This window comes from Burkholderia sp. E168m15, assembly GCF_016586105.1.
GTDB lineage: Bacteria > Pseudomonadota > Gammaproteobacteria > Burkholderiales > Burkholderiaceae > Burkholderia > Burkholderia orbicola.
The window spans coordinates 1-19,071 of the sequence record NZ_BCPO01000015.1 but is presented as its reverse complement, the minus strand read 5'-3'; the positions used below and the strand labels follow the sequence as shown (position 1 = coordinate 19,071).

General features: G+C 64.9%; 17 protein-coding genes. 3 read left to right on the top strand and 14 right to left on the bottom strand.

Annotated features, from left to right (window positions below; translation table 11 throughout):
* Nucleotides 1-9: 9 nt before the first annotated feature.
* The 13 genes from JMF86_RS01980 to JMF86_RS01925 form a co-directional block, all read right to left on the bottom strand.
* Nucleotides 10-843 (bottom strand): DUF3304 domain-containing protein, encoded by an 834-nt coding sequence (locus JMF86_RS01980; protein ID WP_054928310.1) that lies wholly within the window; start codon nt 841-843, stop codon nt 10-12.
* On the bottom strand, nt 830-1,153 hold the full coding sequence (locus JMF86_RS34950) for a hypothetical protein (RefSeq protein WP_236592997.1): 324 nt from the start codon (nt 1,151-1,153) through the stop codon (nt 830-832). The genes JMF86_RS01980 and JMF86_RS34950 overlap by 14 nt, the downstream gene beginning before the upstream one ends.
* A gap of 26 nt (nt 1,154-1,179) precedes the next feature.
* Complete coding sequence (locus JMF86_RS01975) at nt 1,180-1,869, bottom strand: DUF4123 domain-containing protein (RefSeq protein WP_236592996.1); 690 nt, start codon at nt 1,867-1,869, stop codon at nt 1,180-1,182.
* Nucleotides 1,869-4,430 (bottom strand): type VI secretion system Vgr family protein, encoded by a 2,562-nt coding sequence (locus JMF86_RS01970; protein ID WP_054928308.1) that lies wholly within the window; start codon nt 4,428-4,430, stop codon nt 1,869-1,871. Before JMF86_RS01970 ends, JMF86_RS01975 begins: the two co-directional genes overlap by 1 nt.
* Before the next feature lie 66 nt (nt 4,431-4,496).
* Nucleotides 4,497-5,618 (bottom strand): type VI secretion system protein TssA, encoded by a 1,122-nt coding sequence (gene tssA / locus JMF86_RS01965; RefSeq protein ID WP_054928307.1) that lies wholly within the window; start codon nt 5,616-5,618, stop codon nt 4,497-4,499.
* 44 nt (nt 5,619-5,662) lie between these two features.
* Nucleotides 5,663-8,332 (bottom strand): type VI secretion system ATPase TssH, encoded by a 2,670-nt coding sequence (tssH, locus tag JMF86_RS01960; protein ID WP_054928306.1) that lies wholly within the window; start codon nt 8,330-8,332, stop codon nt 5,663-5,665.
* 41 nt (nt 8,333-8,373) lie between these two features.
* Complete coding sequence (tssG, locus tag JMF86_RS01955) at nt 8,374-9,474, bottom strand: type VI secretion system baseplate subunit TssG (RefSeq protein ID WP_054928305.1); 1,101 nt, start codon at nt 9,472-9,474, stop codon at nt 8,374-8,376.
* Complete coding sequence (gene tssF, locus JMF86_RS01950; RefSeq protein WP_006477091.1) at nt 9,438-11,273, bottom strand: type VI secretion system baseplate subunit TssF; 1,836 nt, start codon at nt 11,271-11,273, stop codon at nt 9,438-9,440. The genes tssG and tssF overlap by 37 nt, the downstream gene beginning before the upstream one ends.
* Nucleotides 11,274-11,349: 76 nt before the next feature.
* Complete coding sequence (gene tssE / locus JMF86_RS01945; protein ID WP_006477092.1) at nt 11,350-11,835, bottom strand: type VI secretion system baseplate subunit TssE; 486 nt, start codon at nt 11,833-11,835, stop codon at nt 11,350-11,352.
* 62 nt (nt 11,836-11,897) lie between these two features.
* Nucleotides 11,898-12,401 (bottom strand): type VI secretion system tube protein Hcp, encoded by a 504-nt coding sequence (locus tag JMF86_RS01940; protein ID WP_006477093.1) that lies wholly within the window; start codon nt 12,399-12,401, stop codon nt 11,898-11,900.
* A 70-nt stretch (nt 12,402-12,471) separates the two neighbouring features.
* The gene (gene tssC / locus JMF86_RS01935) at nt 12,472-13,962 is read right to left on the bottom strand and encodes a type VI secretion system contractile sheath large subunit (protein WP_006477094.1); all 1,491 of its coding nucleotides are present in this window, start codon (nt 13,960-13,962) and stop codon (nt 12,472-12,474) included.
* Between the two features lie 15 nt (nt 13,963-13,977).
* Nucleotides 13,978-14,493 (bottom strand): type VI secretion system contractile sheath small subunit, encoded by a 516-nt coding sequence (tssB, locus tag JMF86_RS01930; RefSeq protein WP_006484395.1) that lies wholly within the window; start codon nt 14,491-14,493, stop codon nt 13,978-13,980.
* 46 nt (nt 14,494-14,539) lie between these two features.
* The gene (locus JMF86_RS01925; protein ID WP_011546581.1) at nt 14,540-15,175 is read right to left on the bottom strand and encodes a M48 family metallopeptidase; all 636 of its coding nucleotides are present in this window, start codon (nt 15,173-15,175) and stop codon (nt 14,540-14,542) included.
* Nucleotides 15,176-15,547: 372 nt separating this feature from the next.
* Here JMF86_RS01925 and tssJ point away from each other — a divergent pair, with 372 nt between their 5' ends.
* From tssJ to icmH, 3 genes are all read left to right on the top strand, one after another.
* Nucleotides 15,548-16,159 carry a type VI secretion system lipoprotein TssJ gene (gene tssJ / locus JMF86_RS01920; protein WP_006477097.1) on the top strand — a complete coding sequence of 204 codons (612 nt, stop codon included), beginning with the start codon at nt 15,548-15,550 and terminating at the stop codon, nt 16,157-16,159.
* Nucleotides 16,160-16,261: 102 nt separating this feature from the next.
* Nucleotides 16,262-17,608, top strand: coding sequence for a type VI secretion system baseplate subunit TssK (gene tssK / locus JMF86_RS01915; RefSeq protein ID WP_006477098.1), 1,347 nt, complete (start codon nt 16,262-16,264; stop codon nt 17,606-17,608).
* The gene (gene icmH, locus JMF86_RS01910) at nt 17,605-18,387 is read left to right on the top strand and encodes a type IVB secretion system protein IcmH/DotU (RefSeq protein ID WP_012327796.1); all 783 of its coding nucleotides are present in this window, start codon (nt 17,605-17,607) and stop codon (nt 18,385-18,387) included. Before tssK ends, icmH begins: the two co-directional genes overlap by 4 nt.
* Nucleotides 18,388-18,474: 87 nt before the next feature.
* Here the strand turns inward: icmH and JMF86_RS01905 are convergent, their stop codons facing one another.
* Nucleotides 18,475-18,792, bottom strand: coding sequence for a hypothetical protein (locus tag JMF86_RS01905; RefSeq protein ID WP_027809805.1), 318 nt, complete (start codon nt 18,790-18,792; stop codon nt 18,475-18,477).
* Nucleotides 18,793-19,071: the final 279 nt, after the last annotated feature.

Here is a 19,071-nt window from a genome sequence, read left to right as displayed (position 1 = left end):
TCCGCACAATCAACCATGCAGAGCCTCGTCCACACGCGCTAACGGCAGCAAACCGTCAGCTATCGGCGGTGCAGCTACCGCCACGAATTTCCCGCTTGCCATCTCGGAGCGCACCTGATTCGAAAGCGACAGAGCCCACTTTGCAAATGCACCCGGCTGGCTGGCTGCGGTCTTCAATATGCGCTGAGCGTCCGGATGCGTATCGAATTGGCTGTTGATGAGCAAACTGAAGTAGGCGTACTGCTCCAAATCGTTACGGTCGGTCAGACGATATTTCAACCATGCAGACGCCACGATCCGGGCAACACGACGAAACTGCTGGTCCTCGCGCTCGTCGTATCGCTTGTCCAGTTGCCCTTGATACTGCTTCACCCATTTCACGACTTCGATGATCGGTAGCCGTGCATCATCAAGCATCTGGCCGGGAAACTGGAACTCGACATGCCGGTCCGGAAAGAAGTGCGCTTCGAAAATCCGGGAACCCACATCGTCCGGCGACCGGGACGGCGGCATCGACACCTTCGCCTCGGCACGGAACGTCTGCTTGTCCCCTTTGTGCCACTGGTCGACATCGTAGTACTCCCACCTGACCGTGAATTCCGTCCCCTTGAGCTTGTAGCAACATCTCAAGCTCCCGCCACCCGCTCCCGGTGGATCATCGCCACCGCCACTCGCCTTATTCCCGTATGCGTCGGTAATGGTGAAACCACTCATGTTGTACGGCAGATAATTCCGGCCCATCACGGAAATTCCGCTATACACCGGCTCCGACTTGCCGCACGCGCTCAAGCTGAAAGCGACCGCGAGCAGCCCCACCACGAGCCCGGATCTACGCCACGTCACTACGCGCCTCCAGCAATTCCCGCTCGTGTGCATCGCGAATCGTGTCCCACGTCGCATCGTCGATAGAGGCCAGTGCCGCATCGACGCTCGTTTCTCCTCGCGAAGCCGCCTCGAGCCACGGCTTCACGACCGGATGCTCGTCGAACCGCGGCGAAACCAGCACAGCCGTCACCACGTAGCACTGCAATTCCGCTTCCTCGACGATCCCGTGTGCCGTCGCTCGAGCGAGTTGCTCGACAACCAGATCATGCAGCCCCACATCGGACAGGTGATCGACCATCGCCCCCATCGTCTCGCGGAACTTCAGCACGAGCTTGTCCGGATATCCGAGCTCGATCAGTTGCGCATGCTGTCGCTCGCTGAGACCCGGCGCATCACCCACCGGTACCGCACCTTCACTCGCCGGCATGTCATTGCGCCACACGACCTCGTCGAGCCGCCTGTCGCGATATCGGATCTCGCCGAACGGCGCAACGAACTGCTGCGCCTGCGTATCGCTCCACACCTGTCGAAGTCGCCCCAATACATGGTTGTCGAAAAAAACAGGTAGTACGCGCGGCCGTTGGGCAGCTTGTACTGCACGTATTGGCGCAAATGCTGATCGAGCGCATCGAACGACCAAGTCGACCACAGCCACGTCACCGCATGCAGGTCGACCGCCTCCAACCACAGCTGGCGCAGCAGCCGATGCTGTTCGGCGTTCTCGTCGTTGATCGCATCGTGATCGAACGCGATCAAGTACGGCGCAATATCCGTATAAGCGTCGAGCCCGGTATCCGCCCAGAGCGACGCACAGCGCAGGCGGGGCACCGCCGCGAGCTGCACGTCCAGCTCCTGATAGCCGCGCGTATCGACGAGTGCGTAAAGCCGCATCGCACTGCCCGCATCGTCCGTACGCGTGACCGAAGCCTTCAGCGTCTCGAGAAACGCCGGCCACTTCGGCTCGCGTGGATTCGGTTCTGCGTCAACCGCTTCGCTCGCGCCGACCGCGTTGTTCCGGTCGACCGTATCGTTGACTTCATCCATCAATCCGCCTCGACCATCGACTCACGACCGCTGTGCGCGTTCAGCACGCATTGCTTGCACGTGCCGCCCGGCATCGCGGGCAATGGATACTGCATGCTCGTCGGTCCGCTGAACTGGTGCTGCGCCCCCTTGAAATCGACTTTCCCAGGTGCGTGAAGCTCGATTTTGCCGCCCTTGATCCGGATGTAAGCGCCGCCCGACGTCAGCAATATCTCCTGCTTCGCGGCCACGTCGACAGCCTCGGTCGCCGCCACCATCTTCACGGCCTTTTGCGCGGTGAGTTCGACGTTGTCCGCGTGCGCCTGGACCTCGACCTTGCCCTTCCCGGCAAACAGCTTCATCCCGGCGTTCTGCGCGAACAGGCTGATGCGATCCCGGATGCCGGCGATCAGCGATTTCCCACTGGTCACGAACGTGCTTTGCCCGCTGGCGATATTGGTCTGCTGCTCGCTCGCCAGATGCACCGACTGCTGCGAAGCCATCCCGATCCCCGCCGGGCTCGCGAACAGCATCACGGGTTCCTTGAACGCATTGGCATTCCCCGTTCCGCCGCCGGCCGTCCTGCCGCCCCCCGAGGCCGCCCCCGCCACGCTGTTCTGCGTCGCATCGGCGAACTGCTTCAGCGCATCGCGACCGGCACCGAGACTCTCCGCCTGATGCATCTCGCTGACCTGCGACATCGACTCGATCAACCCGTCCGCACTGCCAAGCTGCTGCTTTGCCTCGCTCGCGTCGAGCGGCTGGCTGTTCGCCTGCTTCGGATGCGTCGTCACGTACAAGCCCTGGCCCGCACGCAGCGCGCCGTACGCATCCGTGCGCAGATCGAAACCCGAGCCGAGATACGCACCACGCGTGTTGCCGTTCTGCTCGATCAGATAGCCGAGATGAAGCAGCGAATTCGCGCTGCTGCTGAACAGGCGCGCGCGGTTCTGCCCGGTCGCGTCGTCGAGCACCATCTCGTTGTGCCCCGATCCCGCATATTCCTTCGACCGGAAGCCCGACAGTATCCCGTCGCTATGCCATTGCGGCTTGGCCGCCCCGTTGTAGACACGATGCATGACGATCGGCCGATCGCAGTCGCCGCCGATGTAGCCGATCAGCACTTCCTCGCCGACGCGCGGAATATGCACCGCGCCGTAACCGCCGCCGGTATCCGATTGCACGACGCGCATCCAGCACGATGCCGTCTCGCGGCCTTCGCTCTGGCGGTCCCACACGAACATGACCTTGATCCGGTTCAGCGCGTCGGTATAGACCTCCTCGCCCTTCGGACCGACCACGACGGCCGTCTCGAGCTGCATCGCGGGCTTGCGGTGCTCGAACGGGCTGCGATACGGCACGCTCGCGCGCTGCGCCTCGACCGCGACGAGATAGAACCCGGCCGAGCCGTCGTCGTGCCCGACCTCGAACGCGCCCCCTTTCCCGTGCCCGGCCTTCACCTGCGCCAGCGCGTCCTGCAGGCTATGCGGGAAACTTGCTTCGTGGTCAGAGGCCGGCAGATTGTTCTCGATGTAACGCGTGACGCCGATGGCCGCGAACTCGCGGTCGCTCGCCGCATCGCGATCGTGCTCCGGATGGTCCACGAGGGTGAAACGCCGGCCGGCGTCGATCGAACGCACGCCGCCCACGCCGAAGAAACGCTTCGCACGCGACTCCCATTCCTCGAGGCGAATCTTCGACAGGTGTTCGCCGCGGTCCTGCGCCGGATACGTGTAAGCGCCGGTGTATTCGTAAATTTCCGCCTGATCGGGCAGCTCGCCCTGCCCGCTTTTCGTCGGCAGCGACGTGCCGTTCGGATTGCCCGCCGACGACGGCGACTTGTAGTCGAACGTGCGCGTCGTATGCAGCGTGCTTTGCAAGGTCCGCGACGCGGTCCATTGCGTGAAACCGGCGGTTTCGGTGCCGCTGCCCGAGCGATCGAACCTGACGGTATTCGGCGACAGCGCGTCGACGGTATGCAGATCGTCGGTGATGACGAACGTGTGCGCCTTCCCGTCTTCACTGTGCCGCCAGAAGCCGAACAGCCCTTCGTCCTCCATCAGCCGGTGCACGAAGTTCCAGTCGGTCTCGCTTTGGCGACAGTACGAACGGGACGGCAGCGGCTTCGACAGCGCGAACCGGTATTGGCCCCTGGCCTGCGGATGCCTGTCGAACACGTCGGCAAGGATCGCGTCGACCGGCTGGTCCTGCCAGTACCGCATGTCGCTACGGAACTTGAGGAAGTGCATCCACGACGCGAAGCGCAGCTGGTAACTCGACAGGCCGCCGTCGGCACCGAGCCGCCGCGCCGTGTGGATATAGCCGTTGATCGGCTGATACGACCTGTCCGCCTGCTGAATCCACAGCGTGATCGGCTGCGCGATCAGCGTCTTGAGCTCGACGTCGCTCGCGGTGGACACCAGATCGAGCGTTACGCTGAAATCACGGCCGAGCTCCGAGCGGGTTACGGCGCGACGCGGCACGAGCGCATTGTTCGGCAGCGACGGGATGTCCGTCTTCAGCAGCCGATCCTGCTGGATCAGGCCGCCACGAATCGCCTGGGCCAGTTCGGTCACGTTCATGCGTCACCTTCTTCTTGTTCATCGCGAGCCCGCCGGGCCCGCGCTCTCAGGTCAAAAAACAATCGTTCACGCCTGCTCGTCGGGCCTCACCCCCAGCAGCTCGCGAATGTGCGACAGCGAGCCGTCGTCCTTCACGACGCTCTCGAGCCACTTGTGCAGCGGCATGTCGGCCCACTCGGCCGCCTTGTCGGCAAGATACGCGACCGGGCTGTGCGGCTCGGTCTGACGGAAATAGCGCGCCACCGCGCGCAACTGGTCGACGGCCTGCGCACGGTTCTGGATGCCGGCGATCATCTGCGTCACCGGCGGACGCGAAGCGGTCTGCTGCTGCACGTGAGTCTCCTCGGTCTGGATCGGCTGGCCGAATACCGGCTCGATGCGTTCGGGCTGGGCCTGCGGCGCCGTCTGCGCGTGCGGCGCGCTGCCCGTATAGCCCTGTTCGCGCGCAAAGCGCTCGGCGAGCCGGTACACGGTCTCGAACGCGTCGCGCGCCTGCCGGAAGCTCGGCGCCGAATCGCCCGCGCGCTCGACGAGCCGCTCCTCGAACGCATCGAGCGCGAATTCGAACGCCTTCAGGTTCGCCAGCAGCGCCGTGTAGAACGCGATCGACGTCACGCGCCGCGACGCGTCGATCTGGTCGATTGACGGCTTGCCGCGCGCGATGTCGTCGGCATGTTCGGGGTCGCGCTTGATCGACTGCGCGACGTGCTGCGCGACCTCCCAATCGAGCGTGCTGAACGCATTCGATGCGCCGTCCGTCAGCGGCACCGCGCGCAGCAGCTCGGCCGTGCGGCCGGACAGCCACGCGACGTTGCCGAGCCGGTGCTCGATGTCGTCGTCCTCGGGCAGCGGGTGGAAGGTGTCCCAGAAGTCGCGGCACAGGCCTTCGAGCAGCGCATAGCCTTCGGTGAGGCCCGTGATGCCGTCCTCGAGCGCGAGCGCCTCGGTCAGCCACACGGCGAGCCGCAGGTCCTTGGTGCGCGTGCGCAGCAGCTCGCCCGCATGGTCGACGACGAAGCCCCAGTCGGCCTCCTTGATCTCGGTTACCCATTCGCCCTGGTCGAGCGTCGGATCGTCGTAGCGCCGCGCGTCCTGGATCGCGTCGAATTCGTTCGAAAACAGCAGGTCGTCGCCGCTGGGCGACGCATCGCTGATCGGCGTCAGCAGCTCGGGGAGATTGATCGGCATGGTTCAGTGAATCCGTTGATGCATCAGATGTCGCGTGCGGGGGCTCATTCGACGGTGTACGCAAATTCGCCGGCCTCGTCCGCGCGCACCGCGATGCGCGCGATCGCCGCGCCGTCGGCGATCCGGCCGAGCACGTGGCCCGCGATCTCCGGCAGCAGCGTGCCGTTCAGGATGTGGTCGACGTTGCGGGCGCCCGAGTCGACCTCGGTGCAGCGCGCGAGCACCGCGTCGACAAGCGATTCGTCCCATTCGAACGCGGCTTTGTGGTTCGCCTCGATCCGGCGGCGGATGCGTTCGAGCTTCAGCTCGATGATCTCGGCCAGCACGTCGTCGGAAATCGGGTAATACGGCACGACCTTCATCCGGCCGAGGAACGCCGGCTTGAAGGTCTTGTACAGCTGCGGACGCAGCGTCTCGGCGAGCGCGTCCGGATCGGGCAGTTCCTCGGCCGGCTTGTTCAGGCAGGCCTGCATCACCGCGGCCGAGCCGACGTTGGACGTCAGGATGATCAGCGTGTTGCGGAAGTCGATCTCGCGCCCTTCGGCATCGTCCATCGTGCCCTTGTCGAACACCTGGAAGAACATCTCGAGCACGTCCGGGTGCGCCTTCTCGACCTCGTCGAGCAGCACGACGGAATACGGGTTGCGGCGCACGGCCTCGGTCAGCACGCCGCCCTCGCCGTAACCGACGTAGCCCGGCGGCGAACCTTTCAGGCCCGACACGCTGTGCGCTTCCTGGTACTCGCTCATGTTGATCGTGACCATCTTGCGCTCGCCGCCGTACAGGATGTCGGCCAGCGCCAGCGCCGTCTCGGTCTTGCCGACGCCCGACGGCCCGACGAACATGAACACGCCGCGCGGCTTGTTCGGGTCCTCGAGGTTCGCGGTCGCGGTACGCACACGCTGGGCGATCGCCTCCAGCGCATGATCCTGGCCGATCACGCGCGCGGTCAGCAGCGGCTGCAGGTTCAGCACGGTGTCGATCTCGTCCTTCACCATCCGGCCGAGCGGAATGCCCGTCCACGCGGCGACGATCTCCGCGACGACGTGACCGTCGACCTGCAGCGGCACCATCGGCTCGCCGCCCTGCAGCGCATGCAGCGCCGCGACGCGTTCGGCGAGCTTCTCGCGGGTGGCCTGCACGTCGACCGGCTGGCCGTCTTCCGACGGGCCGCGTGCCTTGTCAAGCGCGTCGCGCAGCTCGGTGATCTCGGCGACGATCACGCGCTCGGCTTCGTAGCGTTCCTCATCCTTCGCCAGTTGTTCGAGCGCCGTGTCGCGCGCGCCGCGCAGCTCGCCGAGCCGCTCGTCGTGCGCCGCGCCGCCCGCCGCCTCGCGCTCCAGCGACGCGATTTCCGCATCGATGCGCTCGATGCGCTTCTTCGTATCGTCGATCGCGGCCGGCGTCGCGCTGTGCGCGAGCGCGACCTTCGCACATGCGGTGTCGAGCACGCTGATCGCCTTGTCCGGCAGCTGGCGGCCGCTGATGTAGCGGTGCGACAGGCGCACGGCCTCCGTGATCGCATCGTCGAGAATCCGCACGTTGAAGTGCTTCTCCATCAGGCCCGACATCCCGCGCAGCATCGCGGCGGCCAGCGGCTCGCTCGGCTCCTCGACCTTCACGACCTGGAAGCGTCGCGCGAGCGCCGCATCCTTCTCGAAGTACTTCTTGTATTCGCTCCACGTCGTCGCGGCGATCGTGCGCAGTTCGCCGCGCGCGAGTGCGGGCTTCAGCAGGTTCGCCGCGTCGTTCTGGCCGGCCTGGCCGCCCGCGCCGATGATCGTGTGCGCCTCGTCGATGAACAGGATGATCGGGTGCGCGCTCTTCTTCACCTCGTCGATCACGCTCTTCAGCCGGTTCTCGAACTCGCCCTTCACGCTCGCGCCGGCCTGCAGCAGCCCCATGTCGAGCACGTGCAGCGCGACGCCGCGCAACGGCGGCGGCACGTCGTCGGCCGCGATCCGCAGCGCGAGCCCTTCGACGACCGCCGTTTTGCCGACGCCGGCCTCGCCGGTCATGATCGGGTTGTTCTGGCGGCGGCGCATCAGGATGTCGATCGCCTGGCGGATCTCCGCCTCGCGGCCGATCACCGGGTCGATCTTGCCGTCGCGCGCACGCTGCGTGAGGTTGGTCGTATAGGTGTCGAGCGCGGGCGTCTTCGACGGGCCGGCCGCGGGCGCAAAGCCGTCGGCGGCCGGCGCGACGTCGCTGCCTTCGTCGTCCGCCTGGCGCGGCTCGGCTTCGCTCGAACCGGCCATGATTTCGTCGAACTTGTGCTTCAGGTCCGTCACGTTCATTTCCGCGAAGCGCGACGACATCCGTTGCGCGAACTGCGCGAGATCCGGCGCGGTCAGCAGCGCGAGCAGCAGGTGCCCGGAACGGATGCGGCCGAGCTGCGAATCGAGCGACGCGATCAGCCACGCCTGCTCGAACAGCGCGATCAGGTGCACGGAGAACACCGGCGTGCGCGTGTTGCCCGTCTTCAGGCGCGTGAGCTCGCGTTCGAGATCGGCGTGCAGCGCATGCGGATCGACGCGGCTCGCGCGCAAGGCGAGCGGCAGATCGCCCGTCGCTTCGTCGAGCAACGCGAGGAACAGGTGCTCCAGATCGACCTCGTAGTGGCCGCGCGCCAGGCACGCGCTCGCCGCACGCTCGGTCGCGTGGCGGCACAGCGGGTTCAGTTTCGTGATCAGGGTCTTCAGAGGCGTGCTCATGGCGTCGATCTCAGGTTCGATTGCGTGTTGTTGTTAGGGTCTCAGTGAATCACGTGCAGTTCGTAGCGGGCGTCCGAGCGATCCTCCAGCGCATCGCGCGTGCACAGGAACGCATCCCAGCCGAGCCGCGAGCCCGCGCCGAGCACGCTCGCGCCGACCTCGGTGCGCTTGAGCACGAGCTTCACCTCGTACTCGAGCGTGACGCCGGCGAGCAGCGTCAGCATCCGCTCGAGCGCGACGGCGTGCGCGCCGCCGGGCAGGAACGCCTCGTAGTCGCGCTTGGACAGCGGGCCGACGACGATCCGCGCGCGCATGTCGCGCTGCCACACGCGCTCGCCGACGAGCGCCGTCGCGCCGAGCACCGCGTTGACTTCGCCGAGCACGCTCAGCTGATCGGGCGGCACGTCGTACCACTTGCCGACGAACTGGTCGATCTTCACCGGCACGCGGAAGTAATCGGACAGCGTGCGTTGCAGGTAGGCGGCCGACATCGGCCGGTGCCGCGCCGCGAGCGCATAGCCGGCCACGGCTTCGTCGAGCACGCCGCCCGGGCCGGCCGCGAGGCTGTCGCGCACCTCGTCGCTCGGCACGCCCGCGATCGCGAGCAACAGCGGCAGGTAGCGCTCGTCGCGGTCGAGCTCGTAATGGAACGGCAGCCGGTATTTCTTCCACGCCGCATAGAACAGTGCGGTCGCGCGGTTCGAGAACACGTCGAAGAACGCGCGCGCCGCGTGGTCGCGCCGCAGGTGCTCGCGCGCGACGATCTGCTCGGTGTAGTGCAGCGGCAGCGCGCCCTGCCCGCCGAGCAGCCCGAAGAACGCGGGCGTCAGCTCGACGCGGCCGAGCTCGCCCGCAGCGAGCGCGGTGTCGCGCTGCTCGTCCGAGTTCAGCGGCGCGCCGTCGTCGTCGAACGAACGCGCGCCTTCGATCTCGCTCGGCGGGAAGCCGAGCGACAGCGTGTTGCGGAATGCGATGTGCTGCGCGACCACGTCGCCCTGCCGCCACGCGCCGGGCGCATCCGACGCCTGCCGCGCGAACAACCCTTCGAGCACCCGCACCGCCTGGAAGAACTCGAAGCGATGCGGCTCGTCGAGCAGCGCGTCGACTACGCCAGGATCGATTCGCCGGTTCGGGGCTTGCATCGGATGATCTCCTCGCCGGTGCGCTTCGACACGACGACCAATTGAACGAAACTGTTGAGGTGGACGTACAACCCGAAGAAGCTGTCGAGCACGCGCACGAACGACGCAAGGCTCGCGCCGACGAAGTGCTCCTCGTCGATCGTCAGCCGGATCTCGATGCCGCGCACGAAGGTCGCGAACGGCTTGCCGGGCAGCCACTGCACGGCGCCGCGCTGCTCGACGCCGGCCAGCCCGTCGATCTGGCGCATCGACACGGCCGTGCGCCGCAGGTCGTACAGCGTCAGCATTTCCTTCAGCGGCGCGAGGCCGTGCGCGACGAGCGACACGTGGTTGAGCGCGAGATGCGACACGAGCCGCCAGTGCGCGGCGCGGCCGCGCTCGAAGCGCACGCTCTGCGTCGGGCGGCGCAGCAGCGAGATGCCGCTCGTCTGCGCCCCGCCTTCCTGGAACAGGTCGCCGCCTTCGAGGCCGAACGCCAGCATCGAAGGCAGGTCGCGGTTCGTGCAGGTGAGGTCGAGGCTCAGCGTGTCGGTCTGCGGCGACGTCGGCTCGAAGTCGATGTCGACGATCGAGATCTCGGTTTCATAGCCGGGGCTCTTCTGCGCGACCCAGTCGTTGCGGCGCGCGAACCAGTAATGGCCGATGCGCGCCGATTCGCCGTGATGCAGCGAATAAAACGGCCGGAACTCGATCACCGATTCCTCGTGCGCCTGCTGCCGGACGAGCTTCACCGAGTCGATCGAGTACACCTCGTACGCGAACGCACGCCGCGCCTCGGCGATCACCGGATACGACACCGCGCGGTGCGTGATGCGGATCGGTTCGCCGTGCTGGCGGAACAGGTTGACGATCGGCGTGCAGAACAGCCGGAAATGGCTCGCCGTCAGCAATTCGAGCAGGCGCGCGATATGCGAATCGCTGCGCACGTCCTGCAGCACCAGATGCAGCGTCGCGCGCTGGCAGCGGCCCGACGCGCGTGCGATCGCCGCAAGGTCGAAGTCGACGAAATCGAACTTGTCGGGGAACGCGAAGTATTCGGTGAGCAACCGGTACGCGGGGTGCGATTTCGCCGGATAGTCGATCAGCGCGTCGTCCTCGGCGAAGCCGGCCTGCGCGATCGGCAGCTTGCGCAGCGCGGTCCAGCGGCCGTTGCGTTCGGGCTCGACGTACGCGCCGAGCACGTTGACGAACAGGCAGTCGGTCAGCGCGGCGACGAACGACTGCTCGCCGTGCAGGTGCGCGCGCAGCGTCGACAGCTTCAGCGCGCCGAGATCGAGCTGCGCGGCGAGCGATTCGAACGTGATCGAGATCACGCCCGTCGCGTTCGACGGCAGCACCGTCGCGCTCGGCGCGAGCGCGACCGGCGTATAGCGCGCCTCCGAGATGCGGATCGGCGCAAGCGTCACGTCGTAGGCGGTACGGAACCGGCATTGCACGCCGCGGATCGGACGGCTTTTCAGCTCGGTGCCGCGATCGATCACGACCGGTTCGGTCTGCTGGCCGGGCGAAGCCGGCGTGAACTGCGCGATCGAGCACGACGGGAACGGCCGCAGGTAGTGCGGATACAGCACTTCCAGCAGCGCTTCGGTGAATTCCGGGTAATCGTCGTCGAGCTTCTTGTTGATGCGCGCGCCGAGTAGCGCGAACGACTCGATCATCCGCTCGACGTGCGGATCCTCGCAATGCTCGCCGGACAGCGCGAGACGCGCGGCGATCTTCGGATAGCGTTCGGCGAAATCTCGCGAATAGCGCCGCAAAAACGATAATTCGCGTTCGTAATACGGCAGCAATTCTTCCATCGACGACCCCGAACCTCAATATTTCCTGCCGGACCTGATTGACCACCGGGCGGTCCGGCCCGCTCGGCGGCTTGATTTACTGCATGCGTGCCGCGCGTGCGCGCGTGACCGAATACTGCAGCGTCGACGGTTGCAGCATCGCGTCGAAACTGACCGGCTCCTCGGCCGGGTGCACGACGAGCAGCGCCTGGATCGCGAAGTACAGCGCGTTGGTGGCTTGCTCGTTCAACTCGAACGTCACCTGCACCTGCTGCAGGCGCGGCTCGTGGCGCGCGATGGCCTGCTGGATCGACTTGCAGATGAATGCGCGGTCGTAGTGGCTCGCGAGGCTCAACCCCGCGAAATCGTTCAGCCCGTAGGTCAGCACCGACTTCTGGCATTCCGGCAGCGCCGCCAGTTCGTTCTCGGTGTGCGCGATACGGGTGTTGAGGATCGCCTCGACGTCGCGGGCGACCGTGTTCTTGAGCTCGTCCAGCGACAATTGCCGCATCGCAGCCGAGGCCGGCAGATGCGGTTCGTCGTCGAACAGCTTGTCGAGAAAACTGGGTTCGAATCGTTTCATCGGCCGGTGTTGACAGCGAAAACGACAACGGGACGCGACGCGCCCCGTTGCCGCAACCGACCTTAGACCGCGTAGGTCTTGTCGTTCTTCGTCAGACTCCAGGCGCCTTGCGTGTTGCCGCCCTGGTTGCCGCCGATCTTCTGCTGGGTTTGCTTCCACTGCACGGCTGCGTACTTCAGCGAGAACGTCTCGAGCGGCAGACCTTCCTCGCGAACGCTCGGCGCGATGCTCGAGATGATCACGTACTTGAGCTTGACTTCCAGATACTGCACGCGCTTGCCTTCACCGTCAGCGCGCGAGAAATGGACCGTCACTTCGTCGAACGTGGTACCGCCCGAAGCGTGCTGATACAGCAGCGGGCTCGACGAATCGATTTCCTTCGTGAAGATCATGTCGCCGTGCTCGCAACGCGTCATCGTGTGACCGCCAGCGGTCGATGCGGTTGCCGAACGCGGCTGAACGATCGAGTGATCCCACGATTTCAGTTCGATCCAGCCCTGGTGGTCTTTATCCGCGGATTCGCCCTTCACCGCGGGACTACCAAACTGCAAGTGCATATGTAACATGGCCCTTCGACTCCCCAAAGAGGTGGTTTTAACGTCCTACCCAGGCGGCCCGCCCGGGCGATTTACTCGCTTATGAATTTGCCGGTTTGGGCAGATCAGCGACAAGTCGCAGAGAAATCGAGAGTTCGTCGAGCTGAAAGTGCGGGCGCAGGAACGCGACCGAACGATACGAGCCCGGCTTGCCCGGAATCTCCGACACTTGTATGGATGCCTCGCGCAGCGGAAATTGCGCTTTCTGTTCCTGCGAGGCGTTGTCGTCGAGCAGGACGTACTGCGAAATCCACCGGTTGAGGAAAGTCTCCACGTTCTGCGCCGATGCGAAGCTGCCGATCTTGTCCCGCATCATCGCCTTCAGGTAGTGCGCGACGCGCGATACCGAGAAGATGTACTGAAGCTGGGCGGACAGGACGGCGTTCGCGTTCGCGCTGTCGGTGCTGTATTTCTTGGGCTTCTGCACCGACTGCGCAGCGAAGAACGCGGCGTAATCTGAGTTCTTGCAATGGACGAGCGGGATGAAGCCGAGATCGCTCAGCTCCTTCTCGCGGCGATCGGTGATCGCGATTTCGGTCGGGCACTTCAGCGCGACTTCACCGTCGTCGGTCTTGAACGTGTGGGTCGGCAGATCCTCGACGAGGCCGCCGCCTTCGACGCCGCGGATCGCCGCGCACCAGCCGAAGTCGTCGAACGCGGCCGTCAGGCGGGCCGCGAAGGCCCATGCCGCGTTGCACCACAGGTACTTGTCGTGATCGGTGCCGTCGACGTCCTCGACGAAGTTGAAGTTCTCCGCGGTCTGGCCGTCCTTCGGATTGAACGGCAAGCGGCCGAGAAAGCGCGGCAGCGTCAGGCCGACGTAGCGCGAATCCTCGGCGTCGCGGAACGACTTCCACTTCGCGTATTCGACGGTGTCGAACACCTTGCCGAGGTCGCGCGGCTTGCCGAGGTCGGAGAACGACTCGAGGCCGAGCAGCTCCGGCGACGCCGACGCGATGAACGGCGCATGCGCGGCCGCCGCGACGTGCGACATCTGCTCGATGAAGTACATGTCTTCCGGCTGGCGCGAGATCTCGTAATCGCCGATCAGCGCACCGAACGGCGAGCCGCCGAACGTGCCGAATTCCTCTTCGTAGACCTTCTTGAACAGCGCGCTCTGGTCGAACTCGCTCGCGCCCTTGAAATCGCGCACGAGATCGCGCTTCGGCGCGTGCAGCGCCTTGATCTTGATCGTCTGGCCCGTGTTGCTTTCCTTGACCAGATAATCCATCCCGCGCCACGTGCTTTCGAGGCGCTGGAATTCCGGCGCGTGCATCACGGCGGAAAGCTGCGTGGAAATCAGGCGGTCGAGTTCCGCGACGCGCGCGTCGATCGTGGCCGACAGGTTGTCCGACACGATCACCGTGCCATCGAGCACCTGGTGCACGAGTTCGCCGATCAGGTCCTTCGCACGCGCATGCTCGGAATCGGATTTCGCGACCTTGCTCTTCTCGACGATGTCGTCGAGCAGCGAAGTCCCCGCGGCGTATTCCGCGCCGCTCGCTTGGGCCGCAGCCGTTTGCTGGTTCATCTCAACACTCCGTCGTCATTCGCCGTCTTTGTCGCCGCCGGTGCCCTTCGCGAGCTCCTGCAGCTGCTGCGTGTTCTTCAGCACCTCGGACAGCAGATCCTCGAGCTTGTCGTTGCCGGCGAGCTTGTTGCGCAGGTCGGCGAGCTTCGAGCGCGCCTCGAGCAGGCGGCGCAGCGGCTCGACCTGTTCGACGACTTCGTCCGGGCTGAAATCCGACAGCGAGCGGAACTTCAGGTCGACCGCGAACTTGCCGCCTTCCGGGCTCAGGCGGTTTTCCACCTGGAACGCGGCACGCGGCTCGATCGCCTTCATCACGTCGTCGAAATTATCGCGGTCGATATTGACGAATTTACGATCGCGCAGCTTCGGCTGCTCGATCTCGGACTGGCCCGCCAGATCGCCGACGACCCCGACGACGAACGGCAGCTCCTTCACCTCGATCGCATCGCCCTTCTCGACCTCGTAGGTCAGCTGGACGCGCGGCGGCCGTATTTTCTGCAAGCTTTTCTGAATGCTTTCTTTCTTGGCCATCTCGACGGCTCCCAGGTTAGTTGTGGTTATCGCGTCAGTTGCGGTTTCAGTTGCGCAGTGCGCCGAACGGGTCCGCGCTGCCCTTTTGCGCCACAGGCGGCGTCGGCGCGCTCGGTGCGGCCGGCGCAGCCGCATCGGCAGCCGGTGCGGCCCCGCCCTTCGGGCGATGGACGACGCGGCGCGGCGGGCGCGGTTTCACGGTCTTGGTTTCCGGCGGAAACAGCGCCGATTCGCCGAGCGTATCGCGCAGTTGCTTCGCGAGCGCCTGCGCGTCGGACTTCGCATCGCCCGCGAGCGATGCGTCCTGGCGCAGCTCGCCGAGCGACTGCGTCGCGATCCGCAGGCCGGCGACGGCCAGCACGCTCTTCGCCTGACGATCGGTCGCGTCGCGCTGCAGCGCTTCCTGGGCGGCGACGATCGCCTGCCCGTAATGGTTTTGCGCGAACTGGATTTGCGCGATGCGCGACCACGGTTCCTCGCGCGTCGGATCCGACTTCGCGAGCTGCTGGTACAGGCCGAGCGCCTTGTCCTGGTCCCCCGCCTTCGCGACGGCGTCCGCATCGGCCAGCGACTTGTTGAACACTTCCGCAGTCGGCGGCGCGGGAGGCTGGCTCGCACAGCCGGCGATCACGCCGCAAGCCACCACTACCCCAGACAGTTTTGCGAACAGACGGTCTTTCATCGTTATATCCACCGGCGCGTGAGTTTTAAATCGTTGAGAATCTGGTTCTTTTGCTTTGCAAGAAGCGCGCGGGTATAGTACCGATCAATTTTTCATAATTCAATCGTCGTGTGAAGAGTAATTCCTTTTAAAACCGGGCGCTACCCCCTCGAATGGCCGATCGCTGCGGGCTCGCCGCGGTTTTTCCTCGGGCCGGAATGCGCAAGTTTTACTGGTCGCACGACGCGCCGCCCGGACGGCGGAAAAAATTTCCGGGCGCTCGCCTGACGCGGGCGTGCTTAATAGTTGAACGGTGCAATGTCGGGGAGGCGCAGCGAACGCGGCAATACCCGGCAGTTTTGACAGGGATAAAGGCGGCACGCCGGAAAAACGATGAGATCGTCCATGATTCGCTACGCGCTGCCGCTGGTTGCCTGCGCCCTTCTGGCCGGATGCGCGGCCGCCCCGCTGCTCGGCTCGGCCGCGAGCGCCGTGATGTCCGCGGCCGGTATCGGCAAGCCCGAGGTGCCCGACGCGCAGAAGCCGCCGCGCAACATCGGGCTCACGCTGGCCGCCGCGCCGAACCTGAATGCCGCGACCGACCACAAGCCGCTCGCGCTCGTCGTCCGGCTTTATGCGCTGAAGGACCCGACCTCGTTCCAGCAGGCGCCGTTCGACGCATTTACCGATCCGACCAAGGAAAAAGCCGCACTCGGCGCCGATCTGCTGAATGTGCGCGAAATCACGCTGATTCCGGGCCAGCGCTATACGGCAACCGAGAAGGTATCGCGCGAGGCCCAGGCATTCGGCATCGTCGCGCTGTTCCGCGATCCCGCACTGCAACGATGGAAACTGACATTCGATCCGGCGAAATCGGAGAAATCCGGCATAATCATCGGCCTGCATAATTGCGCGATGACGGTCACCGACGGCACGGTCATCGCACCGCAACAAGGTGCGCCTTCGCAACCGCTGAATTTGCTGTCTTCGGTCTCTTGCGGTTAAACATGACGCACGGATGTCAATTAACAAGAGTTAACACTTGGCGATTTAATTCGGGCACGAACAAATCGATTACATCGCAACGCCACATTAACCGGATTTGACATGAGTTATTCGGCCAAGGTGCTGTGGGGGGAAGGGCTGTTCCTCCGGCCTCAACACTTTCAACGGCAGGACGCGTACCACGAGGCGCGCCTGTTCGAGTCCATCCAGGCGATCCAGCCGTACAACTGGGGCGTGCGCTCGGTGCGCATCGACCGCGACGCGCTCGGCAGCAACGTGCTGCGGGTCGCCGAGCTCGCGCTCGTGTTCCCGGACGGCGCGCTGTATGCCGCGCCGCAGGCAGACGATCTGCCGCCGCCGATCGCGCTGGATACGTTGCCCGACGGCATCAACGAATTCGTGTTCTATCTCGCGCTGCACCCGCTGCGCGAGAACGGCACCAACTACAGCGACGATCCGGCCGCCGGCTTCATGACGCGGTTCGTCAGCGAGCAGACGAGCGTCGCCGACAACTTCACCGACGCCGCCGAAGCCGACATCACGTTCCTGAAGACGCAGGTCAAGCTGATCGCGCACAGCGAGCCGCGCGACCAGCTGCTGTCGGTGCCGCTCGTACGCGTGCGCCGCACCGCGACGTCCGGCTTCGAGATCGACGACAGCTTCGTGCCACCGTGCCTCGCGATCGAAGCGTCGCCGATCCTGCACCAGCGGCTGCGCCAGCTGGTCGACGCACTACAGGCAAAAGTGAACGCGCTGTACGGCTTCCACCGCGAGCCGTCGAAGAACATCATCGAATTCCGCTCGGGCGACATCGCGTCGTTCTGGCTGCTGCATACGGCGAACGCCGCATTCGCGACGCTCGCGCACCTGCACCAGCACGCGGCGCTGCATCCGGAGCGGCTGTTCCAGGAACTGCTGCGCCTCGCGGGCCAGTTGATGACGTTCTCGAAGGGCTATACGCTCGCCGACCTGCCCGTGTACCGCCACGACGATCCGGGCCCGAGCTTCGCGCGCCTCGACCTGATGCTGCGCGAACTGCTCGACACCGTGATCTCGACGCGCTATTTCGCGATCACGCTCGACGAAGTGCGCCCGTCGTTCCACCTTGGCCGCCTCGATTCCGGCAAGATCGACGACAAGACCGAGTTCTACCTCGCGGTGTCCGCGGACATGCCGAGCGTCGAGCTCGTCGATGCGGTGCCGGCCCGCTTCAAGGTCGGCGCGCCTGACGACGTCGACAAGCTCGTGCTGTCGGCGATGCCCGGCGTGCGGCTGTCGTACACGCCGCAGGTGCCGCCCGCGATTCCGGTGCGCCCCGGCGCGTGCTACTTCGCGCTCGATTCACGCAGCCCGCTGTACGAGCGCATGCTGCAGGCCCAGTCCGCGATGATCTACGCGCCGACTGGCATCAATGACCTGAAATTCGAACTGATCGCGGTCACATCATGAGCTACGCGCCTTCCCTGTTCGGCGACAACGTGCCGCCGCCCTCGCATAGCCCGGCGTCGACGGACGCCGCGTTCCAGGCCCGCTCGCTGCTCGATTTGCTGTACGACGGGTTCTTCATGCTGTTCCTGCTCAAGAACAAGCGGGAGCCGGACAGCGCCAGCGAGTTCAGCACGCGAATCCAGGAATTCCTGTCGGATTTCGAGCGCGGCGCGAAGAAGCTGAATATCGCCGCCGAGGACGTGTACGGCGCGAAATTCGCGTTCTGCGCGGCCATCGACGAAATGGTGCTGTCGTCGCAGTTCAAGATCCGCGCGGATTGGGAACGCCGGCCGCTGCAGCTCGTACTGTTCGGCGAGCAACTCGCGGGCGAGAAGTTCTTCCAGTATCTCGAGGAGTGTCGTGCGCAGGGTGCGGCGCGGCTGCAGTCGCTCGAGGTGTTTCATATGTGCCTGCTGCTCGGGTTCCAGGGCAAGTATCTGCTCGAAGGGCCGGAGAAGCTCGCGTATCTGACCGCGCGGCTTGGGGACGAGATCGCGCATATGAAGGGCAAGCGGGCTGCGTTTGCGCCACATTGGCCGCTGCCGGATCAGATCGCGCACCGGTTGAAGCGGGAGGTGCCGGTTTGGGCGATCGGGACCGTGTTCGCGCTCGTTGCGTTGCTTGGGTATCTCGGGCTCAATACCTATCTCAAGGACAAGACGCTGCAGGCGTTGGCGCCGTATTCGCAGGTGATCAAGGTCGGGCCGGAATCGGCTAATTTGACGATTTCGTTGCCGTAAGAGGCGCGTGTTTTTTTCGAATGCCGCTTGATGAAAAAGGACCGCACCGGCGGTCCTTTTTTGCTGTGGCGTGGGGCGCGTGCCTCGTCAGAGCAGAATGAACTCGTCGTTGTCGACGTAGAACACGAATGCGTCGAACAATTGCGCGACGGTCGGTTCGTCGACCTGGTCATGCGCGTTGATCACGATGTCTTCGATCGTCGCGCTGTTCAGCGTGACGCGCCAGCCGGGTTGTGGGGCGGCGGCGGGCGGCGTGTCGACTTCAGTGTTGTCAGCGCCTTCGGTGAATACGCCCTCTGTATCTAGCGTCCATGGCGTTGATGGCAGGCAAAGCCATCCGGAAAAGTCGCCCGGATGTTCGAGAATGTGCTGCAGCGACGCGATGGTCGCGGGGGTGGTCGACATGGGGTATTGCGGTTATAACTGGACTGAAGTCAATGCAGGAGCGGTAATGTCGCAGGCCCCGAATGTGCCTGCGTTGCCACAGCGCTCGCGTAAGGGAGCCGCGATTATGCCAATTTCGGACACGTTAGGCTGGGTCGGTGGTCGCTGTCGGTCAGTGAACGGATGCAATACCGACATTCGAGATCACGTCGAACTTCCCGCATCGGACCGCCCTCCAGAGTTCGTGGCGAATTGTTTCATGGATCGCGGCCACGCGGTCTTCGGTCAGGGACCGAATCT